We start from the raw sequence: 14495 nt of genomic DNA, 5'->3' as shown, positions 1-14495 counted from the left end.
CATCACAAGGAGGAGAACCGACATGAACATCCAGACCCACGTCAAGGAACGCGCAGAAGAGCAGTCGACGGCGATGACCCCCGACCAGCAGGCAGCGATCCGCACGCTTGCCAACGATCTGCACCGCCTCAACCATGCAATCATGAAGGCGGTCGAGGCCGGGGTTTCGGTGGAGCTCGTCCGCTCCGCCCGCCACCACGGCGGAGACGGTCACTGGGGCGACCTGATGATCCCCGTCATCGTCACCAACCGGGTGCAGTGATCGGAAGACGCCTCATAGCCTGATCAATCATTCGTGTTTCCGATATCTAATCATATTCCATCTAAACCTTGGGTAGAATTTAACAGGATCTTACGGAATACACGGTAGTGAATGATCAGGCATGATGCTTTTCCAGCCGCATGAGCTTTCCGTCCATAGGATGCTGGGAATTTTGAAAATCCGTTAATCCCAGGAAGCAATCATGGTCTCCGGCATCAACTCCATTTCCACCAGTTCCGTTTCACTTCTTTTTGGCACCGGCCACATTACAGCTACCGGTCCGACATCGAGCGCGGTGAAGCTGCTGCGAGACGCCACCGGGTATACCGATGACGTGATGAGGACGGGTAATGCGATCGGCACGATCATTGCGCTCGCATCGGAACAGGACAAAAAATCCACGCTGTTCCAGATGAAGAACGCGGTGCGGGAATATGGGGCAAATGGTGAATACACAGAGACGGCAACTGGACAAGGTGCTTTCTCTTCGGACGAGGAGATGGCCTTAAAAACAGTCATGCACGAACAGGAAGAGGCCAAGGGAAGCGGACCGAACGCAGCGCGCGCGCAGGCTTATTTGAAAGCGTTAGACGACGGCACACTCCAGTCTTATGACATGTCCGACATGGGAGTGACCTCGACCTTGACCAAGACGATTATGTATTACGCAGATGGCAGGGTGGGGGGCGAAAGAGTCACGTTCGACACCAAGGGGAAAGATAAATTCATCGCAGACCACATTACCATCGATACGGATGGCATGATGCGTGACACGAAAACCGGTAAGTATGCCAGCATTCAGCAGAACGGCACAGAGTTCACGTACCTCGTGTACTAAGGTTGCCGGCCGGCAAACAGTAGGCTGTGAGCCCGGGCGAACTTCACCATCCGATCGACCACCGCTCGGATATCCCGGCGGTGGCGATCGTCGTTGTTCATGACGATCCACTGGGAGTGGCGCAGGCTTTCGATCTCTCCGCCGACACGCTCCAGCCGCATGTCCTGATCGCCGACGAAACAGGGCAGGACTGCGGTTCCGGCGCCGCCAAGTGCCAGATCGCGCAGAGAACGCGGGCGGTTGACCGTGACGACCACCTGACCTCCCCGTTCCTGATGCGGCCAGCGCAGATAGGCGGAAATCGCGTCCTCCTCCGAGACCGCAAGCCAGCGTTCGGCAGCCGAGGGATGGGCGTTGCGGGCACGATAGGCTGCATAGGCGACCTCGCCGAGCCTGGTCGCCGCAAGGTTTGGCTCGTCCGGCTCGAACGCGCGGATGCCGACGTCGCTTTCCCGATGCGCAAGGCTCGCTCGTCGCTCGGCAATATAGAAATCGAGGCGGAAATCGTCCCGTTCGGTGCGGATGAGCGACAGATTACGGGTGAACATCCAGGCGAGCCAGGTGCCGCAGGCAACCCGTACCAGCGTCGAACCGGCGCCTTCCCGTTTCCAGCTTTCGATACGGCGGGCAGCGCCTTCCATCTCCAGAATCTGGGCAAACAACGCAGACCCATCGGCGGTCAGCTGATAGCCGGTACGGCTGCGTAAAAACAACGGACGCCCGATCGCCTCTTCGAGATCGAGCATCCGCCGACCGACCGTCGCAGGGCTGAGACCGGTGACGCCCGAGGCCCCGGACAGTCCGCCGAGGCGGGCGACCTGCATGAAAAGCTCGTAGGCATCCCAGTTGACGTTTTTCATGGGTGAAAAGCATAGCGGGGATTAGGCGATACAAGAAGCAGTTTTTTGGGTTTAGTAAAGGAGACGATTTCCACAAACGGAGGAATTCCGATGTATGAGAACATCGTCGCAGCCGCCTTTTCCTATCCCTTCGGAACAAAGTCCATCCGTCGCGATATAGCCGCGGAAAACGATTTCTATGAACGTTACGCCCAGCCCTATCCGAGCTGGTTCGCTGACCTGCTGCGGCTCAGGGGCAGACGTAAAGGCGGCATCACCCCTACTTTGACATCCGCAAATATTACGCAGCGCGAGGATAACGGGAGCGACTGTTCGCATCGATGCGGAACTGCTCTACCAGTTCAAGCAGGGCATCCGCTTCGCTTGCAAGGCGTCGGCTCGCTTCCGTGGTTTCGCCGACCATCGCGCCGTTCTGCTGGGTCATCTGGTCCATGCGGTTGACGGAATTGTTGATGTTTTGCAGAGCGGCCGACTGATCCTGGCTGGCAGTGGCAATCATTTCCACATGCTGGCTGACGCCGGTGATCTGCTGGCTGATCGCCGCCAGCACTTCACCCGCCTGCTGCACGAGGCCGGCGCCGGCGCCGACTTCCCGGCTCGACTGGGTGATAAGGTCCTTGATCTCCTTGGCGGCACTGGCGGAACGTTGCGCCAGTTCGCGAACTTCCTGCGCTACGACCGCAAAACCCTTGCCGGCATCACCGGCCCGGGCCGCCTCGATGCCGGCGTTGAGTGCCAGGAGGTTGGTCTGGAAAGCGATGTCGTCGATCACCTCGATGATCAGCTCGATCTTGCCCGAAGCTTCCTCGATACGTTCCATCGCGGCGACCGCACTGCTCACCACGCTGCCGGAACTGTCGGCACTCTTCTTGGTGAGCGCCACGGCCCGGTTGGCCTCGTGGGCGCGCTCGGCCGATGAACGGACCGTCGCGGTGATCTCGTCGACGGAAGCCGCCGTCTCTTCGAGCGAGGCTGCCTGAGTTTCCGTCCTGCGTGAAAGCTCGGTCGAGGAATGGCTGAGGTCGGCACTGCTTTTCTGGATGGAGAGCGTGCTTTGTCGGATGTGAGAAAGCGTATCGCGCAGCCGGACGATGGAGCCGTTGAAGTCGCTGCGGAGCTGTTCCAACCGACCCGAGAACTGCGTCTCAATGGTGCTCGACAGATCGCCCTGAGCCAGGCGGGCCAGGGCCCCACCCAACTCGCTGACGGCCGTGTCGATCTGGCGGTCGACGCGCTGCTTTTCGGCGTCGTTGCGGCGGCGCTCGGCCTCCGCTTCGGCTCGATCCTCGGCGCTGCGGCTCTCCATCAGCCGTTTCTCGTGACCGGCATCCCGGAAGACTTCCAGGGCGCGGGCGATATTGCCGAATTCGTCGCGGCGTTCGGCATAGGGGATTTCAGTAGCGTCATCCCCTTCGGAGAGACTGCGCACAGTGCCCGTCAGCACGCCGAGCGGGTTGAGCAACACGCGCAGCCCGAACAGGCTTACAAGCCCGACGGCAATCATCGCGATCAGCGAACTGCTGATGACGACATAACTCGAGCTGACGATATGGGCGAAATAGAACTCCATCGGAATACCGATGAACAGCAGGCCGGTCATCGTGTTGGAGGCGTTGGTGATCGGGAAATACCCCGTCATGAAATCCTTGCCGAACAGCACCGCCGGACCGAAGTAGGCCTCGCCGCGGGCGAGGAAGGGTTGCGCCGGATGATCGGCTGCGAGTTTGGTGCCGACGGCGCGCTCGCCCTTCTCTGTTTTCAGGTTGGTCGAGATGCGGACGTATTCGCTGCCTCTCTTTTCGAAGACCGTGGCGACGCCGCCGATCGCGCTCGCGGTTCGATCGACCAGCTCGTAACCCTTGAGGGCGCCTTCGCCCTGGGCCACACGCACGACGATCCCATCCCGGATATCCGTCTTGGCGCCTTGCAGTTCGAGGTCGTAAAGCAGCCCCATTACCCGTATCGCCTCGCGGGCATCGTTCTTCGCGCTGTCCATGATGTCGCCCCGCAGGAAGACATAGTTGAGCCCGCCAACCGCCGAAACAGCTACGAAAATCAGGAACAGACATAGAAGAACTATCCGCGATACCACGGACGACGGCAGTACTTTCGACATGGACCAATTTCTCCACAGGGTAGTTGGTCCACTATTCTCTCTACACGTAAAAAATTACTGAATTAGAATATACAAGTTATTGGCGAGAATCGTGGGGTGCCAGAACATTGAGCATCGCCCGCGAAAGCCCGTTCAGGTGCGTCCACGTGCGGTCATCAAATAGCAGATGGCTCAGTAGAATAGCGCGGGAAGCGACAGCAGCGCTGCAGTGGCGCCGATCGCGATGGCCAGCAGCCTGAGCCGCCTCAGCTTTGCCTCGTCCTGGATCAAAGCGATTGCGATTGCACGGGCACGGCTGGGTCTCTGCATGGAAACGGCACTCCAAGGCAAGTTGCTCTGGCGCTCCAGCCGCCACCGGCAGGAAGCGCATGCCCGCCTTAAACCACAGGAATTGGCTGGCATTAAGGCAGGATGGGGCGCTCACATTAACAACTGCTGAATCAACCTATACTACAATGCGTCCCCACAAACATGGCCCGAAGCCCAGGCCCATTGGAAATTGTAGCCGCCGAGCCAGCCGGTCACATCCACGCATTCGCCGATGAAATAAAGGCCGGATACTGCCTTTGCCTGCATTGTCTTCGAGTCCAGTTCGGACGTATCGATGCCGCCGAGCGTCACCTCGGCCGTCCGGTAACCTTCGGAGCCGGCGGGCCGGATGGCCCAGGTCTGGATGGAAGCCGCCAGACCCTCGATCGCCTTGTCGGGAAGATCGGCGAGATGGGCTGTCAGGCCGCGCGCCTCGACGAAGAATTGCGCCAGCCGTTTCGGCAGCACCTCCGCCAGCACCGTCTGCGCGGCCTGGCGACCGTTGGCCTTTCGGGCTGTCTTGAGCATCGCTGCGATATCGAGGTCGGGCTCGATGACCAGCGTCACGTCATCCCCTTCCCGCCAATAGGACGAGATCTGCAGGATCGACGGGCCACTCAAGCCCCGGTGGGTGAAGAGCAGTGCCTCGCGAAACGCCGTCCTGCCGTGGCGGACCTCGGCCGGCACCGCGATGCCGGAAAGTGGCGAGAGCTTTTCGAGCAGGTTCGGATCGAGCGTCAGCGGCACGAGCGCCGGCCGCGTCTCGACGATCTTCAGCTCGAACTGCCGGGCGATATCGTAGGCAAAACCGGTGGCGCCCATCTTCGGGATCGACTTGCCGCCGGTCGCAACCACCAGGGATGCCGCCTCCACCGGTCCATCGGACGTGCCGATGCGGAAACCCTCTGGCGCCTTTTCGATCGACGTGACCTGCTTCTGCAGTTCGAGCACGACGTTCGCCGCCTTCATCTCGGACAACAGCATGCGAATAATGTCTTTGGCGCTGTCGTCGCAGAAGAGTTGGCCAAGCGTCTTTTCGTGCCAGGCGATGCCGTGGCGTTCGACCATGTCCAGAAAATCGCGCGGCGTGTAACGCGCCAGCGCCGATTTGGCGAAATGCGGGTTGGCTGAGAGATAGTTTTTCGCGCTTGCATGGATATTGGTGAAGTTGCAGCGTCCGCCGCCGGAAATGCGGATCTTCTCGCCCGGCGACTTGGCGTGATCGAGCACGAGCACCGAACGGCCGCGCCCGCCTGCGCGAATGGCGCACATCATGCCCGCCCCGCCGGCGCCCAGAACCACGACATCGAATTTCCGCGTCACCGCATGCTCCTTGTTTCAATATCTGCTGTTTTCGATCGGCAACTCAAAGTCAATGGCGTCTCCCCCTCGCCATTCGCCAATCCGTGGTTATGATGGAACATCCGATCAACCTCACCCCGATGTGTCATGCCGCGCAAAAAAAACGCTCCCGCCCTCGCAACCGGCACCGTGGCGAAAGCCGCGACTGCCCAGCCGACGCTCACTTCGCTCAGAGGTGTCGCGGACTGGCGGGAGGCCGCCGCGTGGCTTCGGGCTCGAGGGATAGAGGATATCGAGTGCATCACGCCCGATCTCGCCGGCGTGCCGCGCGGCAAGATGATGCCCTCTTCGAAGTTCACATCGAATACCTCGCTGGCACTGCCGTCCGCCCTCTACCGGCACACCATTTCCGGCGAATACCCCGAGGAGACCGGCACGTTCCGCTACGAGCCGCGCGACAGCGATTTGAAGCTGGTGCCGGATCTTTCGACGCTTTCGGTCGTGCCCTGGGAAACCGACCCGACCGCACAGGTGATTTGCGACATCGTCGATACCGAAGGCAAGGCGGTTCCCTATACGCCGCGCAACGTGCTGAAGAACATCCTCAAACTCTATGAGGAGCGTGGCTGGAAGCCGGTCGTGGCGCCGGAAATCGAATTTTATCTCGTCGCCAAGAACGATGACCCGGACTATCCGCTGCACCCGCCGAAAGGCCGGTCTGGCCGTTCCATCCTCGGCGGCCAGGGTTATTCGATCGCCGGCATCAACGAATTCGACGAGCTGATCGACGACATCTACCATTTCTCGGAAAAGCAGGGCCTCGAGATCGATACGCTGATCCACGAGGAAGGCCCGGCGCAGCTCGAAATCAACCTGCGCCATGGCGATCCGATCGAACTCGCCGACCAGGTGTTCATGTTCAAGCGCACCATCCGCGAGGCGGCCATGAAACACGGCATCTACGCCACGTTCATGGCGAAGCCGATGCAGGGCCAGGCGGGTTCGGCAATGCACATCCACCAGTCGGTGGTCGACATCAAGACCGGCAAGAACGTCTTCTCGAACCCGGACGGCTCGGCTTCCAAGGAATTTTTCCACTTCATCGGCGGCATGCAGACCTATGTGCCGAAGACGCTGGCGATGATGGCGCCCTATGTGAACTCCTACCGCCGCCTGACGCCCGATATGTCGGCGCCGGTCAACAATGCCTGGGGTTACGACAACCGGACCACCGCCTTCCGCGTGCCGGTCTCGGATGCGAATGCCCGCCGCGTCGAAAACCGCCTGCCGAGCTCGGACGCCAATCCCTATCTGGCGCTCGCGGCCTCGCTCGGCTGCGGCCTGCTCGGCATCATGAACGCGATCGAGCCGGGACCGCCGACAGAGGATACAGCCAACGAGGGGTCGATCGAACTGCCGCGCGGCCTGCTCGAAGCCGTGTCGCTGCTCGAATCCGATCCGGCGCTTGCCGGCGTCTTCAGCTCGGAATTCATCGGCCTCTATGCCGGCGTTAAGCGCGGCGAATTCGAGACTTTCATGCAGGTTATCAGCCCCTGGGAGCGGGAATTCCTGCTTCTCAACGTGTGAGGGCTGCTCCTTGGATGAATGGCAGAGCCCGATCGCGCCGGGAATTTCCTGGTATCAGGCAACAGTCGGCGAGCGGCCGACCTATCCGGCACTCGACGGATCGAAGACGGTCGACGTGGCGGTTATCGGCGGCGGCTATACCGGCCTGCAAGCAGCCTATAATCTGGCAAAGGCCGGCATCTCCGTCGCACTGATCGAGGCCAGCCGTTTCGGCGACGGCGCCTCCGGCCGCAATGGCGGGCAGATGGGAACCGGGCAGCGCTGGTGGCCGGAAGATCTCGAAAAGGAGATCGGCTACGAGCGCTCCAGGGCGCTGTTCGACATGGCCGAGAACGCCAAGCGGCATCTTCTCGACTTTGCCGAGGCCCACGGCATCGACATGGAGTACATGCCGGGACAGATGAATGTCTCCCACAAACGGGGCCACGACAAGGATTATCGGGCAACTGCCGAGATCGCAGCGGAGCGTTACGGTTATCCGCACATCTCCTTCACGGATGGCCGGGAGACCGCCGAGCGGCTCGGCACGAAAGACTATTATTGCGGGGTGCGCGATACCGGCACCGGCCATATCCATCCGCTAAAGCTGCTGGTCGGGCTTGCCAGGGTGGCGCAGACGGCCGGTGCGCAGATTTTCGAGATGACCCGAGCGACGGGCATCGAGAAAACAAGAAACGGACCGGGCGGCAAGATCCTGGTCCGGACCCCCAAGGGCACGCTGACTGCCGACCGGGTGCTGATCGCCACCAATGCCTATATCGGCGATCTCGAACCGGTTACATCCGCGCATATCATGCCGATCGGCTCCTTCATCGCCGCGACCGCGCCGCTCGACGATTTCCCCGATGTCCTCCCCGGTGGCGAGGCCGTTGCTGATTCGCGGTTCGTGGTGCGCTATTTCCGCAAGAGCCGGGACAACCGGCTGCTGTTCGGCGGGCGCGAGGTCTATACCTCAAGCAATCCGGCGGACACTGCGAACGCCATCCGCAGGCAGATCGTCGACACCTATCCGGCGCTGAAAGACGTTGAAATCACCCATGCCTGGGGCGGAAATGTCGGGATCACGATGCCGCGCCAGCCTTTCGTGCGCGAAGTCATGCCTGGCGTCACGTCGATCGGCGGTTATTCCGGCCATGGCGTCATGCTGTCAAACTATTGTGGCAAACTTTATGCTGATATGGTCGGCGGCAAGGCGACGGATCTCGACCACCTCGCCGCACTCAAAATTCCTGCCTTCCCAGGCGGGCGTCACATGCGGACCCCACTGCTTTTCCTTGCCCTCACGTGGTTTGCGCTGCGCGACAGGCTCTGACAAGCGGGGGTCCGCAACACACTTCGGAAGCCAATTCGGGCTAGCGTTTTTAAATCGATTAGAATAAGTATGCACCCAACCATGCAGGACGAAAGAACAGCGATGAGCAGCCAGATCATCCCAGTTGAACCCTTTGATTGTATCGTGTTCGGCGGTACCGGCGACCTTGCGGAACGCAAGCTCCTTCCGGCCCTCTACCACCGGCAGATCGAGGGGCAGTTCACCGAGCCAACCCGCATCATCGGCGCCTCGCGCAGTGCGCTTTCGCACGAGGATTACCGCAAGTTCGCCCAGGATGCCCTCAAAGAGCATCTGAAGCAGGGCGAATACGACGAAGCGGAAGTCCAGAAATTCCTTCAGCGGATCTATTACATCTCGGTCGACGCAAAGGCCGAAGGAGGTTGGGCGGAACTGAAGAAACTGCTCGACGACGGCAAGGAGCGTATCCGCGTCTTCTATCTCGCCGTGGCTCCGGGCATATTCGGCCCGATTTCCGAAAAGATCCGTGACCACAAGCTGATCACCAAGTCGACCCGCATCGTCGTCGAAAAGCCAATCGGCCGCGACCTCGCGTCGGCGCTGCAGCTCAACGACATGATCGGCAAGGCCTTCCACGAAGACCAGATTTTCCGCATCGACCACTATCTCGGCAAGGAGACGGTGCAGAACCTGATGGCGCTGCGTTTCGCCAACGCGCTTTATGAGCCGCTGTGGAACGCCGACCATATCGACCACGTGCAGATCACGGTCGCCGAAGCCGTCGGCCTCGAAGGCCGCGCCGGCTATTACGACACGGCGGGCGCGCTCCGCGACATGGTGCAGAACCACATTCTGCAGCTCCTCTGCCTTGTCGCCATGGAAGTGCCCTCCTCGATGAATTCGGAATCGGTGCGCGACGAAAAGCTCAAGGTGCTGCGCGCCCTGAAGCCGATCACCGAGGCCAATGTCGAGCAGATGACGGTGCGTGGCCAATACCGCGCCGGAGCATCCGCGGGCGGTCCGGTCAAGGGTTATCTCGACGAGCTCGAAGGCGGCGTTTCCAACACCGAGACCTTCGTCGCCATAAAGGCCGAGATCGGCAACTGGCGCTGGGCCGGCGTTCCCTTCTACATCCGCACCGGCAAGCGGCTTGCAGCGCGCATGTCCGAGATCGTCATCACCTTCAAGCCGATCCCGCACAATATCTTCGATGCGGCTGCCGGTCGCATTTCGGCCAACCAGCTGATCATCCGCCTGCAGCCGGACGAAGGCGTCAAGCAGTCGCTGATGATTAAGGATCCGGGCCCGGGCGGCATGCGGCTGCGCAATGTGTCGCTCGACATGAGCTTTGCGGAAGCCTTCTCGGTGCGCAATCCGGATGCCTACGAGCGCCTGCTCACCGACACGATCCGCTCCAATCAGACGCTGTTCATGCGCCGCGACGAGGTGGAAGCCGCATGGCGCTGGGTGGATCCGATACTCAAAGGCTGGGAAGCGGCCGGCCAGCAGGTGCAGGGTTATACTGCCGGCACCTGGGGTCCGAGCCAGGCCATCGCCCTCATCGAGCGCGACGGCCGGACATGGCATGAGGGTTGAGGGTCATGACCGCGAAGATGCATGAATTTGCGGATGCCGCAGCCCTCGCCGCCAGCCTGGCGGACGAGGTTGCGGCACAGCTTGAAACCGCTATCCGCGACCGGGGCACCGCCTCGATCGCGGTTTCGGGCGGCTCGACGCCGAAGAAATTCTTCGAGGCACTGGCGACCCGCGATATCGACTGGGGCAAGGTTTCGGTGACGCTGGTCGACGAACGGTTCGTGCCCGCGGACAGCCCGCGTTCCAACCACCTCCTGGTGTCGACGCATCTTCTGAAGGACAAGGCGGCAGCGGCACATTTCATCCCGCTCTACTACGAGGCGCCGTCGATCGATGAAGCGGCCGTGATCGCGACCGAAAAGACCGCCGGCATCGGCCATCCTTTCGACGTGGCGATCCTCGGCATGGGCGGCGACGGCCACACAGCCTCCTTTTTCCCGCATGGGAATAATCTTGCCCGAGCACTCGATCTTTCCAGGCCCCGCGGCGTTCTGACGATGCAGGCGGAAGGTGCCGGCGAAGAGCGACTGACCTTCTCGTTCGCCAGCCTTTCGGACGCCCGGTTCCTGGCGCTGCATATCGAAGGCCAGGGCAAGAAGGACGTGCTCGAAGCGGCAAAGGCCGGCTCCGACGAAACGGACATGCCGATCCGCGCCGTGCTTAACCGAGCCGCTTCGCCGCTGCAGATTTTCTGGGCGCCTTAAAGCGCCGACTTTTCAACGCGAGCAATCCCGGTGGCTTAGGGCCCTCCCCAAGGTCCTGCCCCTCCCGAGCCGGGGTTGAGCACAAGAGGACAAGAACATGGCCGCTCATTCCAGCATCGAGGCAATCACCGCCCGTATCGTCGAACGCTCGAAACCCCATCGTGAAGCCTATCTCGACCGCGTGCGGCGGGCGGCCTCGCAGGGTCCACACCGCTCGACGCTCTCCTGCGGCAATCTCGCCCATGGCTTTGCGGTCTGTTCCCCCGCCGAGAAGGACGCGCTCGCAGGAGACGTCGTCCCGAACCTCGGCATCATCACCGCCTATAACGACATGCTCTCGGCGCATCAGCCCTACGAGACCTTCCCGCCGATCATTCGCGAGGCGGCACGGGAAGCCGGTGGCATCGCCCAGGTCGCCGGTGGCGTGCCGGCCATGTGCGACGGCGTCACCCAAGGCCAGCCTGGCATGGAGCTTTCGCTGTTCTCGCGCGATGCGATTGCCATGGCGGCCGGCATCGGTCTGTCGCACAACATGTTCGACGCGGCCGTCTTTCTCGGCATCTGCGACAAGATCGTGCCGGGCCTCGTCATCGCGGCGCTCAGCTTCGGGCACCTTCCCTCTGTCTTCATTCCTGCCGGCCCGATGACAACAGGGCTACCGAACGACGAGAAGTCGCGCATCCGCCAGCTTTATGCGGAGGGCAAGGTGGGCCGCGCCGAACTGCTCGAGGCGGAATCCAAGTCCTATCACGGCCCCGGCACCTGTACGTTCTACGGCACCGCCAATTCCAACCAGATGCTGATGGAGATCATGGGCTTCCACATGCCCGGCGCCTCCTTCGTCAATCCCGGCACGCCGCTGCGCGAAGCGCTGACCCGCGAGGCCGCCAAGCGGGCGCTGGCGATTACGGCGCTCGGCAATGAATTCACGCCTGCCGGCGAGATGATTGACGAGCGCTCCGTGGTCAACGGCGTCGTCGGCCTGCATGCGACCGGCGGATCGACCAATCACACCCTCCACCTCGTCGCCATGGCCCGCGCTGCCGGCATCCTGCTGACCTGGCAGGATATTTCCGAGCTCTCCGACGTGGTGCCGTTGCTTGCCCGCGTCTACCCGAACGGGCTTGCCGACGTGAACCATTTCCACGCCGCCGGCGGAATGGGCTTCCTGATCAAGCAGCTCCTGAAAACCGGCATGGTGCATGATGACGTGCGCACCGTCTTCGGCCATGGGCTGGAAGCCTATACGGTCGAGGCGAAGCTGGACGCGAACGGCGCAGTCGTCCGTGAGTCCACTCCGAACGAAAGCGGCGACCTCAAGGTCCTGGCGCCGATCGAGACCCCCTTCCAGTCGAATGGCGGCCTCAAGATGCTGAAGGGCAACCTCGGCAAGGCGGTCATCAAGATTTCCGCCGTCAAGCCGGAACGCCACATCGTCGAAGCGCCGGCGATCGTCTTCCACGACCAACATGGGCTGCAGGAAGCGTTCAAGCGCGGCGAGCTCAACAAGGATTTCATCGCGGTCGTGCGCTTCCAGGGACCGAAGGCGAACGGCATGCCGGAACTGCACCGCCTCACGCCGCCGCTCGGCGTGCTCCAGGACCGCGGTTTCAAGGTGGCGCTGGTGACCGATGGGCGCATGTCCGGCGCCTCCGGCAAGGTGCCGGCGGCAATCCACATCACCCCGGAAGCCTGCGATGGCGGCCCGATCGCCAAGATCAAGGACGGCGATATGATCCGCCTCGATGCTGTCGCCGGAACGCTGGAAGTGCTGGTGGATGCCACGGAATTTTCGGCCCGCACGCCTGTCGTCGTCGATCTTTCCGACAACGAATTCGGCATGGGCCGCGAGCTCTTCGCCCCCTTCCGCCGCCATGTCGGCACCGCCGACATGGGCGCCAGCGTATTTGTGTAAACGGGCTGATTGCCGGTAGAAACGAAAACGGCGGCCAAGGAGCCGCCGTTTCCATGTCAGGCCACGAGCCGCGTTACCAGGAGCGGATATCCATCGTCCGGTCGCGATGGTTCGGATGCGTCGAGAATATGAAGATGCGGTCCAGCTCCTTCTTGGTGAGAAGAGACAGGAAACGAACCTCGATCGTGTTGTTGGCATTGGTGCGCATCAGCAGGCAACCGACCTTGGAAATGCGCGCGTCGGGAATGTCGAGATAAAACTGCTTCGGCAGATTATACTGGGTCAGGATGCCGAGAACGGCGCCGCTCATCGAGATCCGGATGACGTCGCAGCGACGCTGCGCCATGTTCATCACGCCATTTTCGGTATATTCGATACGCGCCGCATTCATCGTGTCTTCCATTTTGAACCGGGCTTCCCGGTCGTACATGAAAGACTCTTCCTTGTTCAAAAAGTGATTTTTGTTAATTGGTGCCGCGCTCACGACATCCCTCCATTTCTTTACAGGAGAAAGCTAGCCGGCGAAATTTAACAGAGCGTTTTGAAGTCCCGAATCAGGACAACTCCAAATGCAGATCGCAAAATCACAGTAAACAGACGGTTACTCCTATATGCGATAGGCCTTACCTTCTGCATCGAAGAGGTGCAGTTTCTTGAGGTCTGCTGAAAAGCGCATCGTATCGCCCTTCTTCACCTGCAGAATGCCGGGAATCTTGGCGATGATCGGTTCTTGATCAGCCAATCCTTCGATGTAAAGCAGCGTCACCTCGCCGAGCGCCTCGATGATCGCGATCTGGCCTTCGAAGAGATAATCCTCGCCTGATGCAATCGACAAATCTTCCGGCCGCACCCCGAAACTGGCGGTCTTGCCCTTTTCCGAAGCCGCCGTCGGCACCGGCATGCGCACCGATTTTCCACCCTTCAGCGACACCGTGGTCGCCTCGCCGGTCTCCGTCACGGTGGCCGGGATGATGTTCATCGCCGGCGAGCCGATGAAGCGGGCGACGAAGAGGTTCTGCGGCCGCTCGTAAAGTTCGAGCGGCGGGCCGACCTGTTCGATATGTCCGGCCGAGAGAACGACGATGCGGTCGGCGAGCGTCATCGCCTCCACCTGATCGTGGGTGACGTAGACCATCGTCGTATCCGGCATCGAATCCTTGAGCTTGGCGATCTCGATGCGGGTGGCAACGCGCAAGGCTGCGTCGAGGTTGGAGAGCGGTTCGTCGAATAGGAAGACCTTCGGATTGCGGCAGATGGCGCGGCCGATGGCAACGCGCTGGCGCTGGCCGCCAGATAACGCCTTCGGCAGGCGGTCGAGATAGGGTGTGAGCTGGAGGATGTCTCCCGCCGCACGCACGCGGCGGTCGATCTCGTCACGGCTTTCCTTGGCAATCCGCATACCGAAGGCCATGTTGTCGTAGACCGTCATATGCGGATAAAGCGCGTAGGACTGGAAGACCATGGCGATGCCGCGCCGCGACGGCGGCACGTCATTGACGAGTTGGCCGTCGATGAACATCTCGCCGCCGGTGATGCTTTCAAGGCCGGAGATCATCCGCAGCAGCGTGGACTTGCCGCAGCCTGACGGCCCGACAAACACCACGAACTCGCCCTGGGTGATCTCCAGGTCGATGCCATGCAGCACCTTCACCTGGCCATAGGCCTTGCGGATATCTTTCAGAACGACACCAGCCATGTTTTCCTCCCCTTTGTTC

General features: G+C 61.2%; 13 protein-coding genes. 7 read left to right on the top strand and 6 right to left on the bottom strand.

The window, feature by feature from the left end; translation table 11 throughout:
- The first annotated feature begins 22 nt into the window (after positions 1-22).
- Positions 23-262, top strand: coding sequence for an SMc00767 family acetate metabolism repressor (locus RG540_RS01150; RefSeq protein WP_038583760.1), 240 nt, complete (start codon positions 23-25; stop codon positions 260-262).
- Between the two features lie 202 nt (positions 263-464).
- The gene (locus RG540_RS01145) at positions 465-1100 is read left to right on the top strand and encodes a hypothetical protein (RefSeq protein ID WP_038583757.1); all 636 of its coding nucleotides are present in this window, start codon (positions 465-467) and stop codon (positions 1098-1100) included.
- On the opposite strand, the gene RG540_RS01140 is transcribed toward RG540_RS01145, so the two are convergent.
- The 4 genes from RG540_RS01140 to RG540_RS01130 form a co-directional block, all read right to left on the bottom strand.
- Positions 1097-1960: a LysR family transcriptional regulator gene (locus tag RG540_RS01140; RefSeq protein WP_038583754.1), complete on the bottom strand. Its 864-nt coding sequence runs from the start codon at positions 1958-1960 to the stop codon at positions 1097-1099. The genes RG540_RS01145 and RG540_RS01140 overlap by 4 nt on opposite strands.
- Positions 1961-2240: 280 nt before the next feature.
- Positions 2241-4076, bottom strand: coding sequence for a methyl-accepting chemotaxis protein (locus tag RG540_RS01135; RefSeq protein WP_038583752.1), 1836 nt, complete (start codon positions 4074-4076; stop codon positions 2241-2243).
- Between the two features lie 171 nt (positions 4077-4247).
- Positions 4248-4385, bottom strand: a complete 138-nt coding sequence (locus tag RG540_RS32790; RefSeq protein ID WP_167551666.1) for a hypothetical protein — start codon at positions 4383-4385, stop codon at positions 4248-4250.
- 141 nt (positions 4386-4526) lie between these two features.
- Positions 4527-5708, bottom strand: coding sequence for a BaiN/RdsA family NAD(P)/FAD-dependent oxidoreductase (locus RG540_RS01130; RefSeq protein ID WP_038583749.1), 1182 nt, complete (start codon positions 5706-5708; stop codon positions 4527-4529).
- Between the two features lie 126 nt (positions 5709-5834).
- Between RG540_RS01130 and RG540_RS01125 the strand changes: the two genes are divergently transcribed.
- The 5 genes from RG540_RS01125 (at position 5835) to edd (ending at position 12780) form a co-directional block, all read left to right on the top strand.
- Positions 5835-7274 carry a glutamine synthetase family protein gene (locus RG540_RS01125; RefSeq protein WP_038583746.1) on the top strand — a complete coding sequence of 480 codons (1440 nt, stop codon included), beginning with the start codon at positions 5835-5837 and terminating at the stop codon, positions 7272-7274.
- Positions 7275-7284: 10 nt separating this feature from the next.
- Positions 7285-8586 carry an NAD(P)/FAD-dependent oxidoreductase gene (locus RG540_RS01120; protein ID WP_038583744.1) on the top strand — a complete coding sequence of 434 codons (1302 nt, stop codon included), beginning with the start codon at positions 7285-7287 and terminating at the stop codon, positions 8584-8586.
- A 102-nt stretch (positions 8587-8688) separates the two neighbouring features.
- The gene (gene zwf / locus RG540_RS01115; RefSeq protein WP_038583741.1) at positions 8689-10161 is read left to right on the top strand and encodes a glucose-6-phosphate dehydrogenase; all 1473 of its coding nucleotides are present in this window, start codon (positions 8689-8691) and stop codon (positions 10159-10161) included.
- 5 nt (positions 10162-10166) lie between these two features.
- Positions 10167-10865, top strand: a complete 699-nt coding sequence (gene pgl, locus RG540_RS01110) for a 6-phosphogluconolactonase (RefSeq protein WP_038583738.1) — start codon at positions 10167-10169, stop codon at positions 10863-10865.
- 97 nt (positions 10866-10962) lie between these two features.
- A complete protein-coding gene (edd, locus tag RG540_RS01105) occupies positions 10963-12780 on the top strand; it encodes a phosphogluconate dehydratase (RefSeq protein WP_038583735.1) in 1818 nt (605 codons plus the stop codon).
- 73 nt (positions 12781-12853) lie between these two features.
- Here the strand turns inward: edd and RG540_RS01100 are convergent, their stop codons facing one another.
- Positions 12854-13210, bottom strand: coding sequence for a hypothetical protein (locus tag RG540_RS01100; RefSeq protein ID WP_038539838.1), 357 nt, complete (start codon positions 13208-13210; stop codon positions 12854-12856).
- A 177-nt stretch (positions 13211-13387) separates the two neighbouring features.
- Positions 13388-14476, bottom strand: a complete 1089-nt coding sequence (locus tag RG540_RS01095) for an ABC transporter ATP-binding protein (RefSeq protein WP_038583732.1) — start codon at positions 14474-14476, stop codon at positions 13388-13390.
- Between the last annotated feature and the right edge of the window lie 19 nt (positions 14477-14495).

The sequence above is a fragment of the Neorhizobium galegae bv. orientalis str. HAMBI 540 genome (assembly GCF_000731315.1).
Lineage (GTDB): Bacteria > Pseudomonadota > Alphaproteobacteria > Rhizobiales > Rhizobiaceae > Neorhizobium > Neorhizobium galegae.
Note: the sequence above shows the minus strand (reverse complement) of the source record. Positions and strands in the feature narration are given on the sequence as shown.

Coding starts and splice junctions, on each gene's coding strand:
- RG540_RS32790 (WP_167551666.1), bottom strand. CDS start 4,385: ATGCAGAGACCCAGCCGTGCCCGTGCAATCGCAATCGCTTTGATCCAG.
- zwf (WP_038583741.1), top strand. CDS start 8,689: ATGAGCAGCCAGATCATCCCAGTTGAACCCTTTGATTGTATCGTGTTC.
- RG540_RS01150 (WP_038583760.1), top strand. CDS start 23: ATGAACATCCAGACCCACGTCAAGGAACGCGCAGAAGAGCAGTCGACG.
- RG540_RS01125 (WP_038583746.1), top strand. CDS start 5,835: ATGCCGCGCAAAAAAAACGCTCCCGCCCTCGCAACCGGCACCGTGGCG.
- RG540_RS01100 (WP_038539838.1), bottom strand. CDS start 13,210: ATGTACGACCGGGAAGCCCGGTTCAAAATGGAAGACACGATGAATGCG.
- RG540_RS01145 (WP_038583757.1), top strand. CDS start 465: ATGGTCTCCGGCATCAACTCCATTTCCACCAGTTCCGTTTCACTTCTT.
- RG540_RS01095 (WP_038583732.1), bottom strand. CDS start 14,476: ATGGCTGGTGTCGTTCTGAAAGATATCCGCAAGGCCTATGGCCAGGTG.
- edd (WP_038583735.1), top strand. CDS start 10,963: ATGGCCGCTCATTCCAGCATCGAGGCAATCACCGCCCGTATCGTCGAA.
- RG540_RS01135 (WP_038583752.1), bottom strand. CDS start 4,076: ATGTCGAAAGTACTGCCGTCGTCCGTGGTATCGCGGATAGTTCTTCTA.
- pgl (WP_038583738.1), top strand. CDS start 10,167: ATGACCGCGAAGATGCATGAATTTGCGGATGCCGCAGCCCTCGCCGCC.
- RG540_RS01140 (WP_038583754.1), bottom strand. CDS start 1,960: ATGAAAAACGTCAACTGGGATGCCTACGAGCTTTTCATGCAGGTCGCC.